Here is a 22,715-nt window from a genome sequence, read left to right as displayed (position 1 = left end):
CGACCCGACGACCGGAAGCCAACAGGAAAAGCTGGGCAGACCAGCGGTCGTCGCATCCCTACCACGCCACAAATCAAGATCAAAAATCAACAATTCACGCCACAACGTCCATCCGTGGATCGAGGCTAAGTACGGCCACGACGCGTGCCGGCCAAGCGGCCACCCAGGCCCGGGTGGCCGCGGCCGCGTTCGCGGCGGCGCAGTCCGCAACGGTACATCCGGCGATCATCTCGGCTAACCGCAATCAGTTCGTGTCGCTGGTCTTGTCGAACCTGCTGGGACAAAACGCTCCGGCGATCGCGGCTGCCGAGGCCCAATATGAGCAGATGTGGGCCCAAGACGTTGCGGCGATGCTCGACTACCGCGCCGGCGCGTCGGCGGCGATAGCCACGCTGACGCCATTCACCCAGGGTCTGCGGGGTTTGGCCGGCCTATCGAGCCAGCTGGCCGGTGCCAACGTGATCGGCGCCGCCCCTGTCAGCGCGGCCGCCGCCCAGGCGACCGTCGACATATTCCGCAACCTGGGTTTGGCGAATGTCGGCGAAGGCAACGTCGGCAACGCGAACATCGGCAACGCCAATTTCGGGTCCGGAAACATCGGCTCGGGAAACATCGGCAGCGGAAACATCGGGTCCGGAAACCTCGGCTTCGGCAATGCGGGCCCCGCGCTGACTGCGGCCCTCAACAACATCGGCTTCGGCAACACCGGCAACAACAACATCGGCTTCGGCAACACCGGCAACAACAACATCGGCTTCGGCAACACCGGCGACAACAACCGTGGTATCGGGCTCACCGGCACCGGCGCATTCGGATTCGGGGGCCTGAACTCGGGAACCGGCAACATCGGCCTGTTCAACTCCGGCACCAACAACGTCGGCATCGGAAACTCGGGCACCGGGAACTGGGGTATCGGCAACTCCGGCAACAGTTACAACACCGGCATCGGCAACTCGGGCGACGCCAACACCGGTTTCTTCAATTCCGGCATCGCGAACACTGGCCTGGGCAACACGGGTAACTACAACACCGGCACGTACAACCCGGGCAGCAGCAACACCGGAAGCTTCAACCCGGGTAGCTACAACACGGGCTACTTGAATTACGGCAACTACAACACCGGCTTTGCGAACTTCGGCGATGTCAACACCGGAGCCTTCATCTCGGGCAACTACAGCAACGGCATCTTGTGGCGGGGCGACTACCAGGGTCTGATTTTCGGCAGCCCGGGCTTCGGGAATTCAACCACCGTCCCATCGTCTGGCTTTTTCAACAGCGGCACCGGGAGCGCCTCGGGTTTCGTGAATTCCGGCGCCAACAATTCCGGTTTCTTCAACTCATCGGAATTGTCCGTTGGTAACTCCGGCCTGGCTAACAGCGGCGGGTTCTCATCGGGATTTCTCAACTACGGTAACACCGTGTCGGGCATATCGAACACCAGCTTTTTGCCGGTGACGACGCCAGCATACATGTCGGGTGGTTTCAACAACGGCAGCAACATATCCGGTTTCTTTGGCGGCCCATCGGCACCGAGTAACAATAATACCGGCTTTGCAAACGTCGGCCAAAACAACGTCGGAAACGCCAACGTCGGCGACGGAAACTACGGCAACGCCAACGTCGGCAACAGTAATTTCGGCAACGGCAACCTCGGCAACGGAAACATCGGCGCGGGAAACATCGGCGACCTCAATATCGGCTTGGGAAACATCGGGACCCGAAATTTCGGTAACGGTAACGTCGGACTATGGAATTTCGGGCTCGCGAACATTGGAAATTATAATCTGGGTTGGGGTAACCTGGGTATCCGGAACGTGGGCTTCGGTAATGCGGGCAACTACAACAATGGATTCGGGAACGCCGGCGACTACAACAGGGGCTTTGCGAACACCGGCGGTAACAACATCGGCTTCGGCAACACCGGCAGTAACAACATCGGCATCGGGTTGACCGGAAACGGCCAGTTCGGCTTCGGCGCGCTGAACTCGGGCAGCGGCAACAACGGCCTCTTCAATTCGGGCACGAATAACGTGGGGCTGTTCAACTCGGGCACCGGAAACGTCGGCATCGGGAACTCGGGCACCGGGAACTGGGGCGTGTTCAACGCGGGCATGGGGAACTGGGGCATCGAGAACCCGGGAACCGGGAACACGGGCGTCGGCAACGCCGGATCTGTCAACACGGGCCTGTTCAACGCCGGCGCCGCCAACAGTGGCTTCTACAACGCCGGTAACTACAACACCGGCAGCTTCAACGTGGGCAGCACCAATTCGGGCAACTTCAATGTGGGCAGCACCAACACCGGCAGCTATAACCGGGGCGACATCAACACCGGCTTCTTCAATCCGGGCAACGTCAATACCGGCGCTTTCGACACCGGAAACTACAACAACGGTTTCTTGGTAAGCGGCGATAACCAGGGCCAGATTGGCGCCAATATTACTCTTACCACGCCCTATATTCCTATCAACGGACAGCTGACCATTCCTGTCGACAATGTAATAACCGTCGGCGGGCAAGTCATCCAAGTCACTCAAGCCGGAGAGGTTTTCCCAAAAACCACCTTCCTCGGCGGTTTATTCTACGTGGGTCCGGTCGATCTCGGCCCGTCAACTCTGTACGTTCCCACAGGAACAATCGCGATCGGCGGCCCCCTGGTCACCGCGCCGATCAGCGTTGTCGGCGCCATCGAGAGCGGCACGATCAGAATCCTCGACATCCCGGCAGGCCCGGGTTTTGGAAACTCGACCAGCAGCCCGTCGTCGGGGTTCTTCAACTCCGGCACCGGCGGCACGTCTGGCTTCGGGAACTTCGGCGCGAACAATTCGGGCTTGTGGAACAGCACGCTGAGCAGCCTCGGCAACTCGGGCATGCAAAACTTTGGCTCGCTGCAATCGGGCTGGGCCAACCTGGGTAACACCGTCTCGGGCTTCTACAACACAGCCACACCTGCCAATATCTCTGGCCTGGCGAATGTCGGCACCGATCTGACCGGCGTGTTGCGCGGCCCGACCGGGACGATCTTCAACGCGGGTTTTGCAGATTTTGGCCAATTGAACGTGGGCAGCGGAAACTTCGGCGACTTCAACCTGGGCAGCGGCAACATCGGCAGCTCAAACATCGGATTCGGCAATGTCGGCAACAATAACTTCGGCAGTGGAAACGTCGGCAGCTCGAACATCGGATTTGGCAATGCGGGCCCGGGCCTGATGGCCGCCCTCCATAATATTGGCTTCGGAAACACCGGCAGCAACAACATCGGATTCGCCAACACCGGTGATGGCAACATCGGATTCGGCAACACCGGCAACAACAATGTCGGTATCGGACTGATCGGCAACAACCAGTGGGGCATCGGCGGCCTCAACTCGGGTTCCGGAAACTTCGGCCTGTTCAATTCCGGCACCAACAACATCGGCATCGGCAACTCGGGCACCGGCAACTTCGGCATCGGCAACGGCGGCAGCTTCAACACCGGTATCGGCAACGCCGGCAGCACCAACACCGGCTTTTTCAACACCGGCGCCGTCAACAGCGGCCTCGCCAACCCGGGTAGCCACAACACCGGCTGGTTCAACACGGGTAACACCAACACCGGTCTCGCCAACCCGGGTGACTACAACACCGGCTTATTCAACATCGGCGACTACAACACGGGCTTTGTCAACTCGGGCCAGACCGGCACCGGCGCTTTCATCACCGGCGCAATGGACAACGGCTTCTTCTGGCGCGCCGACCGGCAAGGTGTCGTGGACGCCAACTACACGATCCATATTTCCGAAATTCCCGCGCACATCAATGTGCAGGCTCCCATTAATATCCCCATCACAGCTGGCGCCACCAACATCGTCTACAGCGGCATCACGCTTGATAAATTCCATTTTGGCATCGGCGGTCCGATCCCCATTCTCGAAGGAACGATCACATCCATCACGATCCCGCCGATCACGGGTACGGGCCCGTTGATCACGGGCAACATCGGCGACCCGCTCGGCTCGACCGTGATAGGTATCCCGCTCACCGCCAGCCTCGGCCCCAGTGACTGGACGCCCTTCAATCTGCCGACGGGCACGGGTTTCTTCAACTCCACGAACAGTCCGTCCTCGGGCTTTTTCAATGGCGGCAACGGGACCGTCTCGGGCATCGCGAACTTCGGCGCCAACATCTCGGGCTTCCAGAACTTCGCCACCTCGGGAAGCTCGGGCTTGAGAAACTACGGCGATCTGCTATCGGGCGTCATGAACCTGGGCAACAGCGTCTCGGGCTTGTACAACACGGGCATCGGGGCACCGGCGAACGCGTCGGGTTTCGCGAACCTGGGTGCCAATGTCGCGGGCTTCTTCCGGGACCAGGTGGCCGGGGCGACAACCTTCAACTTCGGTCTGGCAAACATCGGACAATTGAACGTGGGCTTCGAAAACGTGGGCGACTTCAACGTCGGCCTCGGAAACGTCGGCGACCTGAACTTGGGCAGCGCCAACATCGGCAGCTTCAACGTCTTCGCCGGAAACCACGGCGACTACAACGTCGGCAGCGGCAACATCGGCGACAACAACTTTGGCAGCGCCAACATCGGCAGCGGCAACATTGGCTTCGGCAATTCCGGTCCTGCCCTGACGGCCGCCATCCAGAACCTCGGCTTGGGCAACACCGGCAGCTTCAACGTCGGCTGGGGCAACACCGGAAACAGCAACATCGGCTTCGCCAACACCGGCAACGGAAACATCGGCATCGGGCTCATCGGCGACAACAAGGTGGGCATCGGTGGCCTGAACTCCGGCACCGGCAACCTCGGCTTGTTCAACTCCGGCACCAACAACATCGGTATCGGCAACTCCGGCAACGGCAACACCGGCTTGTTCAACTCCGGCACCGGCAACTGGGGCATCGGCAACACCGGCAGCACCAACACGGGCATCTTCAACGTGGGCGACGTCAATACCGGTTTCTTCAACGCCGGCAACGGCAATACCGGCGCCGTCAACTCGGGCAACTACAACTCCGGCAGCTTCAATGCCGGAAGCTTCAACACCGGCAACTTCAATGCGGGCGACTACAACACGGGCCATCTGAACACCGGAAACTACAACACCGGCTTTGCGAACTCAGGTGATGTCGACACGGGCGCTTTCATTCCCGGCAACTTCAGCAACGGCGTTTTATGGCGAGGCGATTACCAGGGACTGGCAGGCACCGGCTATGCGATCACTCTTGCGCCCGATATCCCAGTAAAGTTCGATATTCCCATCTATCTCGACATCCCGATCAGCGCGACGCTCGGGGTGTTCACCGTCGAGAGCTTCACAATTCCTGCCGTCAACGCCAACCTGCGTATCGGCTTCTTCCCTGTCCGGATTTTTCACATCGATTCGATCACGATCCCGAACCTCTCACTCGTATTTCCCACGATGAACTTCAATATCGGCGCCGGACCGGGCCCGCTGATCGATATCACCGGGGCCGGCGACCTGCTGCCCATCAATTACCCAATCTTCGACCTACCGGCGGTCCCGGGTTTCGGGAACTCGACGACCACCCCATCGTCGGGGTTCTTCAACGTCGGCACCGGCACCGTATCCGGCTTCCTCAATAACGGCGGCAACAGCTCCGGCTTCTTCAACCTTGCCTCCGGGACATCCGGAATGTCGGGCTTGAGCAACTTTGGCGAGCTGGTGTCCGGCGCCTACAACCTGGGTAACACCGTCTCTGGTTTGCTCAATACCAGCACCCTCGGCGTATCCACGCCGGCAAATATTTCAGGCCTAGCCAATGTCGGCAGCAACATCGCGGGCTTCTTCAACGACGCCCCGTTCGCAAACCTGGGCTTTGCGAACGTCGGCAGCGGAAACATCGGCAGCGGAAATCTCGGCGACCACAACTTCGGTTTCGGCAACGCTGGCGGCACCAATATCGGCAGCGGGAACATCGGCTCCTTCAACGTCTTCTCCGGAAACCACGGCAGCCACAACGTCGGCAGCGGCAACATCGGCGACAACAACTGGGGCAGCGCCAACATCGGCAGCGGCAACGTCGGCTTCGGCAACTCCGGCCCTGCCCTGACGGCCGCCATCCAGAACCTCGGCTTCGGCAACACCGGCAGCTTCAACCTCGGCTGGGGCAACACCGGAAACACCAACATCGGCTTCGCCAACACCGGCAACGGAAACATCGGCATCGGGCTCATCGGCGACAACAAGGTGGGCATCGGTGGCCTGAACTCCGGCACCGGCAACCTCGGCTTGTTCAACTCCGGCACCAACAACATCGGTATCGGCAACTCCGGCAATGCCAACGTCGGCCTGTTCAACTCCGGCACCGGCAACACCGGCATCGGCAACACCGGCACCACCAACACCGGCTTGTCCAACGCCGGCACCGGCAACTCGGGCGTAGCAAACGCCGGCGCCGAAAACTGGGGGCTGTGGAACCCAGGTTCCGCCAACACCGGCATCGCCAATGCGGGCAATGCCAACACCGGCAGTTACAACGTGGGCACCGCCAACACCGGCATCGCCAACGTGGGCGACGCCAACTCTGGCAATTACAACATCGGCAGCACCAACACGGGCAGCTTCAACTCGGGGGATTACAATACCGGATACTTCAATTCGGGCCACTACAATACCGGTTTGGCGAACTCAGGCAATGTCAACACGGGCGCCTTTATCGCCGGAAACTACAGCAATGGCTTCTTATGGAAGGGCGACTACCAGGGTCTTTGGGGTATCGACGCCGGGATTTATATTCCAGAATTCTCATTGCTGAACCTCGACATTCAGATCCCGGTCGATATTCCGATCAATCTCGACGGCGGCGTCCTCACCCTCACCGGCTTCACCATTCCGGTGATCGCCGGAAATTCCCTGTTGAATTTCGCCAGCTTCACTTTCGGTCCTCTCACCATCCCGACCCTCACCGGCGTCCTGCCACTGGTTGACATCAACATCGGCAACCCCGACGGTTCGACCTCGATTCCCATCAGCATTCGAAGCGGCGTCGGGCCCATCGCCATCTCGTTCATTCATATTCCCGCAGCGCCCGGCTTCGGAAACTCCACCGCCGCGCCGTCGTCGGGATTCTTTAACTCCGGGACCGGTAGCGCATCCGGCTTCGGCAATGTCGGCGGCAATAATTCGGGCTTCTGGAACAGCGCCTTGGGCAGCGTGGGAAGCTCGGGCTTCCAAAACGCCGGCCACCTGTCATCGGGTTGGGCAAACCTGGGCAACACCGTCTCGGGCTTCTACAACACCAGCACGGCGAACATCACCGCCCCGGCCAACCTCTCGGGCTGGTTCAACATCGGTACCGACCTGGCCGGCGCGCTGCGCGACCCGGCCGGCACAATCGTCAATGCCGGTCTCGGCGACCTGGGGCACTGGAATGTCGGTAACGGCAACATGGGCGATTTCAACCTGGGCAGTGGAAACCTCGGCAGCGCCAATTTCGGCTTCGGCAACATCGGCAACCACAACTTCGGTAGCGGCAACGTCGGTGATGCAAACATCGGGTTCGCAAACTCGGGCACCGCGGTGCAGGCGGGGATGCACAACCTCGGCTTCGGCAACATCGGCAGCTTCAACGTCGGCTTCGGCAACACCGGTAACAACAACATCGGCATCGGTCTGAGCGGCAACGGCCAGTTCGGACTGGGCCCACTGAACGACGGCACCGGCAATACCGGCCTGTTCAATCTGGGGAACTTCAACCTGGGTCTGGCGAACGCCGGCAACAACAACCAGGGCTTGTCGAACACCGGGAACAACAACATCGGCTTGTTCAACACCGGCGACAACAACATCGGCATCGGTCTCACCGGCAACGGCCAGACCGGCTTCGGTTCGCTGAGTTCGGGAAACGGCAACACCGGTTTCTTCAACTCCGGCACCGGCAACACCGGACTGTTCAACTCCGGCACCGGCAACACCGGACTATTCAACTCCGGCACCAACAACACCGGCATCGGGAACATGGGCAGCGGCGGCTTCGGCATCGGGCTCAGCGGCGACACTCTGATCGGGATCGGCGGCCTGAACTCGGGCAGCTTCGATGTCGGCTTATTCAATTCCGGCACCGGCAACGTCGGCATCGGGAACTCCGGTACCGGCAACTGGGGCATCGGCAATTCCGGCAGCGGCAACACCGGTATCGGGAATGCCGGCGCGTCTAACACGGGCTTTTTCAACGCCGGCATGTCCAACAGCGGTGTGGCCAACCCGGGCGACTACAACACCGGCCTTTTCAACATCGGCAGCCTGAACACCGGGATCGCCAACGTGGGCGACTACAACACCGGCTGGTTCAACCCCGGCAACTACAACACCGGCGTGGCAAACTCGGGCAACTACGGCACCGGCGCCTTCATCACCGGCAATATGAATAACGGCTTCTTCTGGCGCGCCGATCGCGAGGGCCTGCTGGGCGCGAACTACACCATCACTATTGACAGGATCCCCGTATTCTTCACCGTCGATATACCCATCAATATCCCCGTCACCGGCACCGTCACCGACGCTTATATTGACGCCTTCACCATTCCGACAATCGACCTGTCGGCGTCTCTCAAAGTCTTTGGGACCGGATATTCGGTGCTCGCCCCCATCGGGCCCATCACGGTCCATGGTGGCCTCCCTTCGGCACCCGTGAGCACGCCCATCGTGCTTAGCTTCGGCGACCAACCCGCGCTCAACCTCAACATCGGCAATCCTGACGGCTCAACGGTGATGCACATTGGGGGCAACGGCGGTCTCGGCCCCGCATACCTGCCCATCATCGACATTCCGCCGGCCCCGGGCTTTTTCAACGGCACTGCCGGCCCGTCGTCGGGCTTCTTCAACTGGGGTACCGGGGGCGCATCGGGCTTCGCCAACACCGGAAGCAATTCGGGCTTCTACAACTTCGCCACCGCGAGTTTTGGAAACTCGGGCTTCCAAAACTACGGTTCGCTGCAATCCGGGATGGCCAATTTCGGCAATGCCGTCTCTGGCCTGTTCAACACCGGCGCCGGCACGCCGGCTAATGTCTCGGGCTTCTTGAACATCGGCAGCGATTTGGCGGGTTGGTACCGTAACGGTCCCGACGGCACCAGCTTCAATGTGGGCTTCGCGAACCCCGGCTTCTGGAACCTAGGCAACGCAAACGTCGGGAATATCAACCTGGGCAGCGGCAACGTCGGCAGCTCCAACGTCGGCTTCGGAAACATCGGCAGCTTCAACCTGGGCAGCGGGAACATCGGCGATCACAACTTCGGCAACGCCAACTTCGGCAGCGGCAACATCGGCTTCGGCAACTCCGGCCCGGCATTGACCGCCGCCATGCAGAACTTCGGCTTCGGCAACACCGGCAGCTTCAACCTCGGCTGGGGCAACACCGGCAACACCAACATCGGCTTCGCCAATACCGGCAACGGGAACATCGGCATCGGGCTCATCGGCGACAACAAGGTGGGTATCGGTGGCCTGAACTCCGGCTCGGGCAACCTCGGCTTGTTCAATTCCGGCACCAACAACGTCGGTATCGGAAACTCCGGCACCGGCAACTGGGGTATCGGCAACTCCGGCAGCATCAACACCGGCATCGGCAATACCGGCAACACCAACACCGGCTTATTCAACTCCGGCATCGTCAACACCGGCATGGGGAACGCGGGCAATTACAACACCGGCTTCTACAACGCGGGCAGCTTCAACACGGGCAGCTTCAACCCGGGCAGCTACAACACGGGCAGCTATAACCCGGGCAACTACAACACCGGCTACCTCAACGAGGGCAACTCCAACACCGGCATCTTAAACTCCGGAAATGTCAACACCGGCTTTTTGATTTCGGGCAATTACAGCAACGGCTTCTTATGGCGGGGCGACTACCAGGGTCTGGCGAGTTTCACCTACCAGCCCACGGTTCCGGAGATCCCGGTGAGCTTCAGCGTGAACTCCGACACCCAAATACCGATCCAGGGCACCATCAACGCCCTCACCCAGGAAGTGTTCACCATCGCCGAATTTCCGCTACAAATCAAGCTGGAGTTCACTATCTGCCTGCTCTACATCCCCTTCGTCGGGTGTGTATTGCCCATCTCGATCACAATTCCGGTAAGCACCGAGCAGATCGGTCCGATCATCATCGGTTCTGACGAACTCGTTTCGCCAACCGTGATCGACACCATCATCTCGCTGCCCATCGACATCGCCGGCTCCGGCAGCTTGGGCCCCTTCACCTCCGGCTTCACCTGGCAGCAAAGCCCGGGATTCTTCAACACGACCAGCGAACCCTCATCGGGCTTTTTCAACTCCGGCGGTGGCGGCGCATCAGGCTTCCTCAACGACGCTTCGGGCGCCGTATCGGGCATCGGAAACGCCTTTACCCAGAATTCGGGCTGGTTCAACGCCGGCGGTCCGGGGCTTTCGGGCTTGCAGAACTTCGGCACCCTGGAATCGGGCTGGGCGAACCTGGGCAACTCACTGTCGGGTGTCTACAACACCAGCGTGTTGGACCTGATGAGCCAGGCGTTCCTGTCCGGCGTCGGAAACATCGGCAGCCAAATCTCGGGCATCCTCGGTCACAACGGCACGCCGTAAATGCGCCCCGACCACTTCCGGTCGGTCCGCACCCGCATCACCGCCGCGACCGGCGCATGAGCAGTACAACCGCTATCGCCGTGCGGGCGGTTTCCGAAATCGCCTAATGGGCAGGCGCCCGCTGGGCCGTCGGCGGATGCTTCGCCGCTCAAACGCACTGAGGCACAACATAATTTGCTCAGCAGACCGGCAAGACGGCACCACATGTGATGAACCGAAGCGCGTTGCGGCTGCACATGTCGACGCCCATCGCGACGCTGGGTGAAATACGTCGCCATTCAATCGTGCAGCAGAAGGCGCCGGAGCAATGCGCCCAGCGATCGCCTGGGCGCAACATCGCTGCTCGTTTAGGATGCCCTGTAGTGACTTTCCGATGGCTGATTACAGAGACCGCGGAATTTGGCTGAGAGGCGATGACATGTTATTGAGGGCCATAGCATTGATAGCCATTTCGGTTGGGTTGGCTGCGCCGGCCCATGCCGACGCCACTGACGACGCGTTCATCGCCAACCTCAGCACCTCGGGCATGAACTACGGCCCACCCGAGAAAGCGATCCAAGTCGCAAAAACGGTCGTGTGTGCCACCCTCAGCAATAATCCCGCGACCAGCAACGCCGATCTGATCACCAAGGTGACCAACGCCACCAATTGGCCAGCACTCAACGCCGCCTACTTCACTGGAGCTGCGATACAGGCCTACTGTCCCCAGTACGGTTCCCTGGCTCCCCCGACCATCCCCAAACCCGCCCCCACTGCCCCGAGTACGGCTGCATCGCTGCCCCCAAAGCCGGACGTTCAACCAGCCTAACCGCGAATGCTGAGCCTTAAGGTCACCGGTCGCCAGCAGATGAGCTAGTTGACGAACCATGCAGAGCCCGAATTATGTTGCGATGTAACAAAATTCGATGGCCGTGCGAAGCCGACTACGAAGGCCAAGGCTCCTTTACCGCGATGGTCCTCCGCGGCGATTGCGAACCACGTATCCCGGGGCAGAGTTCGACGACGTAGTCGAAATTCATGAACCACCTGAGCAAGGTGACCAAGCAACAACACACGCCCGGCAAATGAGTTTGCCGACCAACAGATGAGCCGATGACACAACCGATTGTCAGCAAAAAGTCTTTCGAGCGCCGTGATTTCAGAGCGACCGGGTCCGGCGGAGAATGCACAGCCGCGGTACGGCGTCTCCGATAGGCGCTGCCGGTTAATGCGCCCCCCGTTCTTCGCAGCGCGATCTCCGGCAAGCACGCACGACCCGAAGACACGAGCCAACAACCAGCCCCAGAGTGCTCAGTCGCGGACCACCAGCACCGAACAATGGGGGTGCCGAAAAACTGGATGCCCCGACGGTCCGACCAGCCAGTTGATGTCCGCCGGCGGCTGATCGGCATCCGGGCGGATGACCGCGACCGGGCAGTGCGCCTTTTCGGCGAGCTCGCTTGCCGCCGAACCCAGGATCGAGCGAGCGTAGCGCCCGATGCCGGCGGATCCGACGCAGATCAGCCCGGCGTCGCGGGAGGCCTCGACCAAAACAGCGCCGGCCGGCCCGCGCGGGGTGTCGGTGTCGACCTTGATCGGTTTCCCGGTGGCCGCCACCGCGGCTTGTGCTGCCCGCAGCGACGTTTCGGCGTGGCGCAGGTCACGTTCGTAATCTTCCGGACATGGATGAGTTGTCTTGATAACCGAGATCAGGCGCAGCGGCACGGCCGCGCTGACGGCCTCGTCGGTGCCCCACAGGGCAGCCGTGATCGCCGCGGTCGAACCATCGATGCCGACAACGACCGGTTTCATGTCCGTTCTCCTCCATCTTTGTCCCGAAATCTCGCCGAATAACCCAGCACGACAACAGTTTTCACGCTTCTGCGGTCATCGCGGCGGGCCCGGCGCCGGCTGGGGCTGGGCGAGCCGGTAGACGTCGACAAGCCGCGCGATGTCGCTGGCTGTGACGATGCCGACCACCGCGCCGGCATCGACGACCAGTGCCCGGCTCCGGGGGCCGGCCGGCGCCATCTGCTCGAGCAGCGCGCTCAGCGGCTCCCCGGGTGCCGCGGTTGGCACCTCGTGCAGGGGTACGGCGATGTCGCGCACGCTGGTGACGCCGCGCCGGGCGGGTGCCAGCTCGCGCAGCTGCCGCAGCGTGACCAGCCCCATGATCGATCCGTCCCGTTCGGCAACCGGGTACGCCGAGTGGCGATCGCCGAGCACATAGCGCTGGATGAACTCCTCGACGCTGATCCATCCCGAAGCGGTGTGCGGCTCGGGGGTCATCGCGTCTGCGACCCGGACACCGGCGAAGAGTTGCCGGGTCGAAATCCGGGTTTCCTCTTCGCGAGCGGCCGCGAAGAGGAACCAGCCAATGAAGGCCAGCCAGACACCGCCGACCAGGCCGCCGGCCACAAATTCGGCCAGTCCCAACGTGATCAGGACGAGGGCGACCACGCGTCCGGCCCGTGCCGCGCCGATCCCGGCGCGCACGATGTCGCCGTGACGGCGCCACAGATAGGCCCGGACCAGCCGGCCTCCGTCCAGCGGCGCGCCCGGCAGCAGATTGAACAGTGCCAGCAGCAAGTTGACCGCGGCCAGCCACCACGCAACGCTGACCACGATGGGCGGGGTCCGGACGACGTCGAGGGCAACGGCCAGCGTGCCGAATGTTGCGGACAGTGCCAGGCTGGTGGCCGGGCCCGCGATAGCGATCCGAAAAGCGGCCTTGGGTGTCTTGGCTTCACCGCCCATCGTGGTCACCCCGCCGAATAGCCACAGGGTCACGTTCTCGACGGCTACCCCGCAGCGGCGCGCGACGACGGCGTGCGCAAGCTCGTGGGCCAGCAGCGACGCCAGCAGGACCGCCGCCCCACCCGCGCCCGCCAGCCAATAGGCTACTGGTGCATAGCCTTTGACGACACCGGGCAAGGTGGTGGCCAGGCTCCATGTGAACAACCACAGGATGACCAGCACGCTCCAATGGAACTTCACCGAAAACCCGGCGATCCGCCCCAGCGGAATCTCGTCGTGCACGTCGGTAACCTCCGAAACTGGCGGCCGAACCCTCGAATCGCCCTGCCATCGAACGTAAGACGACGCTGTTGGGAATCGCTAGGGTCGTTCGGCCTGCGGGCAGTGGGTCAATAGCCCCGCGCCACGGCTCGCGCCACGGGGAAACACCGCCATCCGCGCCCCGATCTCAGCGACCGGGCGCTGTGGGTTGCGGCTGCGGCGCCCGCTCAACCCGGTGCTTGATACCCAGCAGCAGACCCCGGGTGCCAAGTGAGATCAACGGCCTGGCCAGTTCCAGGACGAACACTTCACCGGGACGGCGCAGCGCAATCCGGGCGCGAGTGAGGAGCCGGACGCGATCCTGCCAGTGCGGCTGAAGGTGAAACGACCACACCGCATTCCAGCGCAGGTCCGGTCGGGTCGCATTGAGCACGAGGCATTTTTCGGGCACGATTTCGGCGACACACAGCGTCACCCCGTCGGGCAGCCCCAGCCATCCTTCGGGAGCCAGCCGCACGACATCGCCCACCACGAGCTGTTGCCATTCCGGGTGGATTCGATCGGCGTCGTTATGGCGAAGCCCGGCCAGGTTTTTCAGCCCCTCACCACCGTAGAACCCACCGCGGTCCTGACCCATTTGCACCAACCAGGGCCATACGGCAGACACCGGGGCGTCGATGTTGAGCGCCTCGGTCGTTTGCGTGGCCGGGTCGCTGACCAAGGTGTCACCGGGCAGCTGCATCCGGACTTCCTGCTTGGTGGTGCCCCAATTGCGGTAGTACCGTCGCGCGGCGTAAAGCACTGCCAGCGACACCCCGGCCCCGGCAATCCGCTCCATCGTCTTGGCCATAGCGCCAGTCTGCGTCGCGCCGCGAGGCGCCCGCCAGGGTCGATGGTCCTTGCCTGGCAAGCCGACATCCTGCGTTAGGTGACTTTCGGCCCTATTCCGCAACATCAGTGTGACGAAATGATGACCTGGTCCACGTAACTTGGCTGCGGTTGTGGCTCAGCAAGAATGAGGACTGCTATGCGTGGCGACCCACCGTTACTGACCGATTCCGACGTCGATGGTCTCGCCTGGGAATTTCTGCGCTCGCGCTATGTGGGCCCGATCTACGCCGGCTGGCCGCCCGATCGGCGTCTGGACACCTTCCTGCGCCGGCGGGGCCTGGGCCGGGTCGCCGATGACGGGGATCTGTCCGACATCGTCCTGGATCGCATCATGCGGTACGTGGGCGTCGCGCCTCGCGAGCTGGCCGAGCTGGCCGACGAGTCGCCGGTCCCGATTCACTGAGCCCACCGCTGCGCCGCAGAAACGCCGAGATCCGGCCAGGTTGGGAAATCCGGCACTAATGCTTGGGGACTAACGGCACTATTGCCCCTGATGGCTGACCGCGGATAGTGATGCCGATCAATGGGGATCGGAGGTGGCTGGCAATGGAGCAGCTCACGACCATGGAGGCCAGTTTCCTGGAGGCAGAGGATGCCGACCGGCACGTGAGTCTGGCCATCGGTGCGCTGGCTGTCATCGACGGACCGAGCCCCGGCCGGGACGAGCTCGTCGAGGCCCTGTCCGAGCGGATGCGAACCATCCCCCGGTTGACGCAGTTGGTGCACAAGCACCCGTTGGAACTTGCAGCACCGGAATGGGTTGACGACGCCAACTTCGACATCACTCACCACATCCGTTGGGCGGCATTGCCGCAACCCGGCGACGACGCCGCCTTGTACCGGACCATCGCCGACCTCATGGAGCGCCGACTCGATCGCGACCACCCCTTGTGGGAGTGCTGGGTCATCGAAGGCCTGCCGGAACGGCGGTGGGCGGCACTGATCAAGATCCACCATTGCATTGCCGACGGGATTGCCGCGATGCAGATGTTGGCCAACATCGCCGATACGGGTCCCGCCGCGACGTTCGCCACCGACATCCGCGCCGCCAAAGAGCCGCCGATGTCGATCGGCAACCCGTCCGGGCTCAGCCTCAACCCGCTGAGCTGGGCCGGCGGACTGTGGCGCGCATCGGTGGCCACCACCGGCGCGGCCGCGCACACCGCTAAAGGCGCCGCCCAGTTCGTGGCTGGGTTACTCACTCCCGCCGCAGACTCGTCACTGCGCGGACCGGTGACCAACATGCGTCGTTACAGCGCGGCACGGGTGTCGCTCAAAGACGTCGAAACGGTGTGCGAGGTCTTCGGCGTGACCCTCAACGACGTGGCATTGGCGGCCATCGCCGATAGCTATCGCGCGGTACTGCTGCATCGCGGTGAGAAGCCCCGGCGCACCTCGCTGCGCACGTTGATTCCCGTGTCGGTGCGAGCGCCAGATGCTATGGCCCGCACCGACATTCGCGTATCGGCGATGCTGCCGACCTTGCCGGTAGATCAGGATGACCCGGTGAAGCGGTTGCGACTGGTGCACTCCCGGCTGGACCGGCTGAAAGGCAGCGGCGAGCGCCAGGCGGCCAGCGCATTTGTCGCACTGGCCAACTTTGTGCCGTTCGTGTTGAGCGCGTGGACAGTTCGGTTGCTGACGCGGCTACCGCAGCGCAGCGTCGTCACGCTGGCAACCAATGTGCCGGGACCCCGTCAACGGCTGCAGGTCCTGGGCCGCCCGGTGGAGGAGCTGCTGCCGGTACCGCCGATCGCCATGCACCTGCGCACGGTGATCGGCATGCTTACCTATGTCGACACACTGGTTTTCGGCATCACCGCCGACTATGACGCCACACCCGACGTCGACGAACTCGCCCGCGGCATCGAACTGGGCGTCGCACGCCTGTTGGCGCGCGCCCTTGCCCGCAAACAGGCGCGCGCCAAGCAGAGCCGGCGCCCGGCGCGGCTGGCCAACTGAGGTGGGTTCTGCCGCACGTGATTTCGCTTCCGCTATCTAGCCCGTATCCGGGTCCGGCTTAGTCGAGGAAGGAGCCCCTCATGTCCGATCAGCAACTATTGCGCCAAACCACCCCGTATCCGCTGCCGCACCCGTTGCGCACCGTGCGGTTTTGGCTGGCCCCCATTGTCGTCACGCTCGCGGTACTAGCAGGACTGTCGTGGCTGTTCTTCGGCAGCAGCCTGAACCCGAAGAAAAACTTCCACGACTTCCCGATCGCAATCGTCAACGAGGACACGGGAAGTGCCAAGGCGGGCGCAAAGATCACCGACGCACTCAATACCAAACTCGAGGAAGGACACAAGTTCGATATCCGGTTGCTGACCCCCGACGAGGCCAACCGCCAGTTCGGCACCGGCAAGATCTACGGCGCACTGGTGATACCGCCGGACTTCTCCGACAAACTGCTGGGGCTGCTGCAAACGGTGTCGAAGCCGGGCGAGGTGATCAAGCCGGTCATCACGATCGAAACCAACCCGCGCGCCAGCGCGATGGGCGCGGGCATCGCCGAAAATGTGCTGAAAAAGGCGATGGTGGACTACAACACCAAGGCGGGCAAGAAGCTCACGGATGCAGCGGCTGCCTCGGGTGGCGAGCAGTTGAGCGCCAGTGCCGCATGGCTACTCGCCAATCCGCTCGACGTTCGGGTCGAACCACGCAATGAGCTGGCTGACGGCACCGGGCTCGGACTGTCCAGTTACTTCTACACGCTGATGTTGCTGATCGGCGGCGTCACCGGAGCCCTGGTGGTGAGCATGCTGGTCGAGGCGATGCTCGGCTATTCCCCGGCCGAATTCGGCCCGATGTACCGGTTGGCCGATCGGGTTCGGGTGTCGTGGTTCCGCACGCTGCTTCTCAAGTGGATGTTGGTGGCGGTGGTGTCGTTGTTCTCCTCGGCGGTCTACCTCTGGGTGGCAAAGGCCTTCGGAATGCCGGTGCCCCACCCCTGGGCGCTGTGGCTCTTCGGTGTCTTCATCATGTTGACCGTGGGGGTCGCCTCCACCAGTTTGATCACGGCATTGGGCACGCTCGGCATTTTGACCGCCCTGTTCATCTTCAACTTCCTGGGCCTGCCGTCGACGGGTGCCACCATTCCGCTCGAGGCGGAGCCGAAGATCTTCAGTTGGCTGGCCAATTTCGAGCCGATGCGCCAGGTGTTCATCGGCACCCGGGCGCTGCTGTACTTCGACGGGCGCCTCGACGCAGGCCTGGGCCGCTCCCTAACGCTGACGGTGATCGGGCTGGTGATCGGTGTGGTCTTCGGCGCCGTGCTGACCTGGATCTACGATCGTAAAGGCATCCACCGCATCGCGGCGGTCCCAACGACCGCCCCCGCCGCAACGCCGGCTCCTGAAACCGGCTCCGCGGAACCGGCTCATTCCATGTCCGGCGCACCGTCGGACGCCGCGCCTGGATCAGCTGAGGAGCGTGGCAAGCACGAAGCGCCATAGCGCAACGACGTCGCAGGCCGGCCTGTGTTGGCTCAGTCGGGTTCTTGCGCGGGTAGATACCGCTCCTGCACCGCTTGGGCGAGATGGTGACGGATGCGCTCCAGGCCGGCGGCGCGATTCGCCAGTAGCTCGTCCTCCCAGGCGGCCACTTGCGTGGCGAGGTCTTTGTCGGCGATGGTGCCCGCGAGCCAGCGGGAAAAGTCACCGCGTTCGAGGTGGTATTCGAGCGTTTGTTGGTCGAGATGTCTTACGGCAGTATCGAAATCACGCATTGTCGCCGCTGGCGCAATGGTTTGACGAGCGCTGGTGTGAAAGTAGAAGCGCCGGTCATGGGGCAGGCCGATATCGACATACTTGTGCCAGTGCCGCACGTGGGCGGTCTGACGTTGCGCGATGGTGAACTCGCGCACCGGCTCGGAGCCGATCCGTATGCTGGCTCGCCGCCGAGACGCGATACCTGACGTCGCGTCGCCAGTGGTGAGGGTTAGCACCACGTCGCTGGCATCGATCTCGTGGGCGGGCAGCGACGCCGGGGCAAACGACGACAACACGTAGCCGCCTCGCCGAGCCCAGTGTGCATGCTCGCCGCCGCTGAGCAGGTGGGCCTCGTCGTAGATCACCCAATGTGGGTATCCATACTGGTGTCGGTGCGCCTCGGCGGCAGACCGCAATCGATACATGTCGTCGACCTTGGTTGGCTCGCTGAGTGCTGACATGTCCACCACCATGCTGGAATGCGGTTGCAACATGGTGAGCAGTTCGACCGGCTCAGAGAGGTGGTGGCCGCCGTCGAACACCTGCACCCGGTTGAGCTGCTGCAATTGCACGTGGTCGCCTTCGGGGTCGAGGACAAGGACGGAGTAGTTGGCGAGGATCCACTGCTCTGCCATCAACCGACGACATAGCTTTTCCCTGTCGCGGCAGGTCCGGTGACCAAGATCCGGCCCTGGCTTCCGGGTACCCGGGTCGGCGTTGCGTCGTCGAACGTGCCGATGTCGACCCACCGGCGGGGTGGCCACCACCCGATCCAAAATCTCGCCCTTGTCCGCCTTCGACGCCCTGCGGTACCGACCTCGCAGTTTGTTGGTCACCTGCCGTCTAGCGGCCATATCGATCTTGCCCTCCACATCGGGCAAGCCTTCTGGGCCACGCGCTCAAAATAGGTGAGGCACGCCGCTGAGTAGGCGTCCGCGTGGTCTCGAATTAGACTCGCGCGGGTGGGATCGGATGAATTGCAGGTCGTACTAGGTCAGCTAGGCGTTACGGCCAGTCAATGGCAGGGCCTTGGCGCTCAACTCGCGGCCGGAGCGACGCCGCCGGCACCGGGGCCTCCATTCCAAGCCACTACGGCGGCGGTGAGTGGCATCGACGCAACAATCGGCGGTGTGGCGGCGGCCTTGGCCACCCGTACTCAGGCGACGGCTGCCGGGGTGACCACTGCAACCACAAGTTACGCCAACCAAGAGGCCAGCGCCGCAAGTGAGATGGCTGCCGTCACCCAGGTGACGGTGGTATAGATGCCGGCCACCCTGTCACAAATCCGAGCATGGAGCACCGAGCATCTTATCGATGCAGCCGGCTACTGGACCCAGACCGCCGACCATTGGGAAGACGTCTTCCTGCAGATGCGCAACCAGTCCTATGCCATCGCCTGGAACGGCGCGGGGGGCAACGCACTACGGGTACGGACCGGCGCCGACCTTCCGATCGTCACCGCAAAAGCCGACCAGCTACGCCAGGCAGCAGCGGTTGCGCGCAACGGTGCCAGCGACATCAGCGCGGCCCAACGACGAGTGCTCTATGCTGTCGAGGACGCCCAGAACGCGGGATTCACTGTCGGAGAAGACTTATCGGTCACCGATACCCGTGTTGGCACCACCGCCGCAGAGCAGGCCGCTCGACAAGCCCAGGCGCAGGCTTTCGCCGGTGACATCCGCTTGCGCGCAGAACAGCTCGACGGGGTAGAGGTCAAGGTTGCAGGTCAACGTACCGGTACCACCGCTCAGTAGCGTCGGCTTTGCGGAGCACCCGATCTCCAGCCCTGTCCCGCAAGCTCCGGCCACTCACCGCAATGGAATCCAGCTGGTCGACTTCAAACAAGACGGAGCGACTAGCCCCACTCCCCTATTTGCGCCGTGGGACACTCCCGACGGAACGCCACCGCCCCAACCCGCGTTCCTTCCGCAGTACGAGCAGGCCCTCACGGCACCGCCAGCTCCAGCGCAGCCGGGTCCGCCGATGCCCGCATCCCCACCGCCGGCGCCACGGCCCGCAACCGGTCCGAGCAGCGTCGCCTGCCAGCAAGCGCTCGATGAGCAGCAGCAAAGCCTCCTGCAAAATCTCGGGGGAGCGACCCTCGGGGGCGCGGTCTTAGGGGGCCTGGCTGCAGGAGTACCGACCGAGGGCGTCGGAGCCGTCCAAGGTGCGATCGGCGGAGCTTTCATGGGCGGCGTTGGCGAGTTCCTCAACGAAACCCGCAAAGAACACCCGCTCCCACAACAATGCAAATGAGCTACCTACCGTTGATTATCGCGGCAGTCGGGGTCGGTTTGATCATCGCCGCCCCGGCACGATCACGGCGAGCCTGGATCGCGTTGACATTACTGCTGACCGCTTTGGGTGCCATGACCATCGTCGACTGGTGCCTGCACCGGCCTACCGGCTCTGACATCACATATTTGGTCACAGCAGCGATGATTGGCGGGTTGTCAGTGTTCGTCGGCAAGAAAGCCCGCGAATCCCGAAGCTGACTCCACGATGGTGCATTGCGTCTTCGCGTTGGCAACGTACCCAGGCCTTACGAAATAGCCAACCAGCTGCGACCTAGTGCAGCGCGCAAAGTCATTTTGCAGTCCGGGGTGTTTGAATGGGATGCGGCGCGCTCGCATCCGCAGCAATTAGCCGGTTAAAGCTGCTTCGACAAAGCCCTGGCCGAGACGATCAACGGCTACTACAAGACCGAACTCATCTACGGTCCCGCCCATCCCGGCCGTGGAAGACCCATCGAAGACGTGGAACTGGCCACCCTGAGCTGGGTGCACTGGCACAACACCAACCGGCTGGACGGCTACCGCGGTGACGTACCGCCAGCAGAGTTCGAAGCCGCGTTCTACGCTCCGACACGGAACGACCAACCCCTGGTCGAAATCCTATAGCCCGAGCCTCCATCAGAACCAGGGCAATTCGACCACCTGCAGAGCACCATCGAAGACATCCGCACGACGATCTTCGACCTGCGGGCCCACGCTGGTTCTGACGCAACTTTTCTGCGTCGGGTTCAGCGCCTAGTAGCCGAGCTGACCGACAACCGCCCCGTCGCGACTACGCTGCGCACCATCGGCAACATGACTACGGTCGACAGTGCGCTGGCCGAGCATGCCGAAGCGGTCATCACCGAAGCCCTCAGCAACGCCGTGCGCCACTCCGCGCCTCCCGCCTGATGCTTCCCCCGGACGGGGGCACTCAAGTGCATTGGGTCGTACCCCTTTTCGGGCCCAATGGGTCAGCCGACAGCCGTCCTAGCGCAGCGTCGGCGCATGGGCGAGCTTTTCCTCGGGTAGACCGTTAAGCTGCGGCGTCCTCGAGGCATTCGCCTCGCGGGTCAGAAAGTCGGTCAGTTCTCCGATCGAACTCATCAGTGGCGCCGGGAACACAACCGTCGTGTTTTTCTCCACGCCGAGTTCGGCCAGGGTCTGCAAGTTTCGCAGCTGCAGGGCCAGCGGGTGCTGCATCATCGTGTCCGACGCGTCGCCGAGTGCCGCGGCGGCACGTGCTTCGCCTTCTGCGGCAATGATTTTGGCTCGCTTCTCCCGCTCTGCTTCTGCCTCGCGGGCCATCGCGCGTTTCATGCTGTCCGGCAATTGGATGTCCTTGAGCTCGACCAGGGTTACCTCCACTCCCCAATCCACAGTGGTGGTGTCGAGGATTTGGCGGATACTGCCGTTGATCTTTTCTGTTTGGGCGAGCACCGCGTCGAGGGAGTGTTGCCCGACGACGTTGCGCAGGGTGGTCTGTGCGATCTGATTGATGGCGGCGTTCACGTTTTCGATGACGATGACGGATTTGCGTGCGTCCACCACCCGGAAGTAGGCAACCGCGGCGATATCCACGCTGACGTTGTCGCGGGTGATGATGCCCTGGGACTGGATGGGCATGGTCACGATCCGCATCGAAACCCGCCACAGCCGATCAATAATGGGGACGATCACCGCAGCCCGGGTTCGCGGACCCCGATGACGCGGCCCAGCCGAAAATGCACACCGCGCTGATACTGCTGCATCACCCTGATCGACGCGACCCCAAGCAGCCCCAGCATGGCGAGCCCGAAAACCAGGGAAATGGCCCCATTTTGGGTCATAACAACTACCTCAATCCATTTCATGGCAGTACTCATCGAACACAAAGCCTGCCTTCAACGCTAGTGTCGACACGGCCGCCGGTCAGCGGCCAGAGTCCCCTACCCCCCGACGAATGTCACTTCCCGGGTCATACGCCTATCGATGCGCCGATTAGATCCCCACGCCCACCGCGACTTCCAGCTCGGTCAGGCACTGTTCGGTCAACGGAATCAACATCTCGATATCGGGGACGATGTCGCGGCCCGCGACGTAGCCGAACCCGATTTGGTCGGCATAGGAACACGTCGTCACGTTGAGCGCCTGCCCGTCATACACGGTGGAGACCGGATATATCTCATCGACATGCGCGCCGTTCCAATATCTTTCGGCACGGGGGCCCGGCACGTGCGAAATCGGAACGTTGTAGCCGGTGCGGATCTTCGGCGAAAACGGCAATAGCGGTG

General features: G+C 62.5%; 11 protein-coding genes and 5 pseudogenes. 10 read left to right on the top strand and 6 right to left on the bottom strand.

Annotated features, from left to right (window positions below; translation table 11 throughout):
• Positions 1 to 173: 173 nt before the first annotated feature.
• From EET13_RS32755 to EET13_RS10930, 3 genes and pseudogenes are all read left to right on the top strand, one after another.
• Positions 174 to 3,287 (top strand): annotated as a pseudogene (locus EET13_RS32755) (PPE domain-containing protein); the annotation flags it as partial.
• Positions 3,288 to 10,574, top strand: coding sequence for a hypothetical protein (locus EET13_RS10935; protein ID WP_425294237.1), 7,287 nt, complete (start codon positions 3,288 to 3,290; stop codon positions 10,572 to 10,574). It begins immediately after the preceding pseudogene.
• Positions 10,575 to 10,992: 418 nt separating this feature from the next.
• Positions 10,993 to 11,382: a DUF732 domain-containing protein gene (locus tag EET13_RS10930; RefSeq protein ID WP_122442306.1), complete on the top strand. Its 390-nt coding sequence runs from the start codon at positions 10,993 to 10,995 to the stop codon at positions 11,380 to 11,382.
• A gap of 545 nt (positions 11,383 to 11,927) precedes the next feature.
• Here EET13_RS10930 and EET13_RS10925 read toward each other — a convergent pair.
• The 3 genes and pseudogenes from EET13_RS10925 to EET13_RS10915 all read right to left on the bottom strand — a co-directional run.
• Positions 11,928 to 12,365 (bottom strand): annotated as a pseudogene (locus EET13_RS10925) (universal stress protein); the annotation flags it as partial.
• Positions 12,366 to 12,440: 75 nt separating this feature from the next.
• The gene (locus EET13_RS10920) at positions 12,441 to 13,592 is read right to left on the bottom strand and encodes a site-2 protease family protein (protein WP_122442304.1); all 1,152 of its coding nucleotides are present in this window, start codon (positions 13,590 to 13,592) and stop codon (positions 12,441 to 12,443) included.
• A gap of 166 nt (positions 13,593 to 13,758) precedes the next feature.
• On the bottom strand, positions 13,759 to 14,421 hold the full coding sequence (locus EET13_RS10915; RefSeq protein WP_122442303.1) for an SRPBCC family protein: 663 nt from the start codon (positions 14,419 to 14,421) through the stop codon (positions 13,759 to 13,761).
• Positions 14,422 to 14,598: 177 nt separating this feature from the next.
• Here EET13_RS10915 and EET13_RS10910 point away from each other — a divergent pair, with 177 nt between their 5' ends.
• The 3 genes from EET13_RS10910 to EET13_RS10900 all read left to right on the top strand — a co-directional run bounded on the left by EET13_RS10910 (position 14,599) and on the right by EET13_RS10900 (position 17,914).
• Complete coding sequence (locus EET13_RS10910) at positions 14,599 to 14,865, top strand: hypothetical protein (protein ID WP_122442302.1); 267 nt, start codon at positions 14,599 to 14,601, stop codon at positions 14,863 to 14,865.
• A gap of 143 nt (positions 14,866 to 15,008) precedes the next feature.
• Positions 15,009 to 16,424 carry a WS/DGAT/MGAT family O-acyltransferase gene (locus tag EET13_RS10905; protein ID WP_122442301.1) on the top strand — a complete coding sequence of 472 codons (1,416 nt, stop codon included), beginning with the start codon at positions 15,009 to 15,011 and terminating at the stop codon, positions 16,422 to 16,424.
• Positions 16,425 to 16,522: 98 nt separating this feature from the next.
• Complete coding sequence (locus EET13_RS10900) at positions 16,523 to 17,914, top strand: YhgE/Pip domain-containing protein (protein WP_425294236.1); 1,392 nt, start codon at positions 16,523 to 16,525, stop codon at positions 17,912 to 17,914.
• Between the two features lie 32 nt (positions 17,915 to 17,946).
• Here the strand turns inward: EET13_RS10900 and EET13_RS30310 are convergent, their stop codons facing one another.
• On the bottom strand, positions 17,947 to 18,804 hold the full coding sequence (locus EET13_RS30310) for a hypothetical protein (protein ID WP_168991263.1): 858 nt from the start codon (positions 18,802 to 18,804) through the stop codon (positions 17,947 to 17,949).
• Between the two features lie 327 nt (positions 18,805 to 19,131).
• Here EET13_RS30310 and EET13_RS10890 point away from each other — a divergent pair, with 327 nt between their 5' ends.
• The 4 genes and pseudogenes from EET13_RS10890 to EET13_RS10875 all read left to right on the top strand — a co-directional run.
• Positions 19,132 to 19,431: a hypothetical protein gene (locus EET13_RS10890; protein ID WP_122442299.1), complete on the top strand. Its 300-nt coding sequence runs from the start codon at positions 19,132 to 19,134 to the stop codon at positions 19,429 to 19,431.
• Positions 19,432 to 20,425, top strand: a pseudogene (locus EET13_RS10885) (hypothetical protein).
• A complete protein-coding gene (locus EET13_RS10880) occupies positions 20,422 to 20,664 on the top strand; it encodes a hypothetical protein (RefSeq protein WP_122442298.1) in 243 nt (80 codons plus the stop codon). The pseudogene EET13_RS10885 and the gene EET13_RS10880 overlap by 4 nt, the downstream one beginning before the upstream one ends.
• Positions 20,665 to 20,829: 165 nt before the next feature.
• A pseudogene (locus tag EET13_RS10875) lies at positions 20,830 to 21,069 on the top strand (IS3 family transposase); the annotation flags it as partial.
• Between the two features lie 363 nt (positions 21,070 to 21,432).
• Here EET13_RS10875 and EET13_RS10870 read toward each other — a convergent pair.
• Positions 21,433 to 22,229 (bottom strand): annotated as a pseudogene (locus tag EET13_RS10870) (slipin family protein).
• A gap of 193 nt (positions 22,230 to 22,422) precedes the next feature.
• A partial coding sequence (locus tag EET13_RS10865; RefSeq protein WP_122442297.1) for a WS/DGAT domain-containing protein occupies positions 22,423 to 22,715 on the bottom strand: 293 nt, incomplete at its 5' end.

It is taken from the genome of Mycobacterium attenuatum (genome assembly GCF_900566085.1).
Lineage (GTDB): Bacteria > Actinomycetota > Actinomycetes > Mycobacteriales > Mycobacteriaceae > Mycobacterium > Mycobacterium attenuatum.
This window is presented reverse-complemented; position numbering and strand designations above follow the sequence as displayed.

Excerpts from the sequence above, each read along its gene's own strand:
- EET13_RS30310 (WP_168991263.1), bottom strand. The coding sequence starts at position 18,804 with ATGGCAGAGCAGTGGATCCTCGCCAACTACTCCGTCCTTGTCCTCGAC.
- EET13_RS10930 (WP_122442306.1), top strand. The coding sequence starts at position 10,993 with ATGTTATTGAGGGCCATAGCATTGATAGCCATTTCGGTTGGGTTGGCT.
- EET13_RS10880 (WP_122442298.1), top strand. The coding sequence starts at position 20,422 with ATGAGCTACCTACCGTTGATTATCGCGGCAGTCGGGGTCGGTTTGATC.
- EET13_RS10905 (WP_122442301.1), top strand. The coding sequence starts at position 15,009 with ATGGAGCAGCTCACGACCATGGAGGCCAGTTTCCTGGAGGCAGAGGAT.
- EET13_RS10915 (WP_122442303.1), bottom strand. The coding sequence starts at position 14,421 with ATGGCCAAGACGATGGAGCGGATTGCCGGGGCCGGGGTGTCGCTGGCA.
- EET13_RS10910 (WP_122442302.1), top strand. The coding sequence starts at position 14,599 with ATGCGTGGCGACCCACCGTTACTGACCGATTCCGACGTCGATGGTCTC.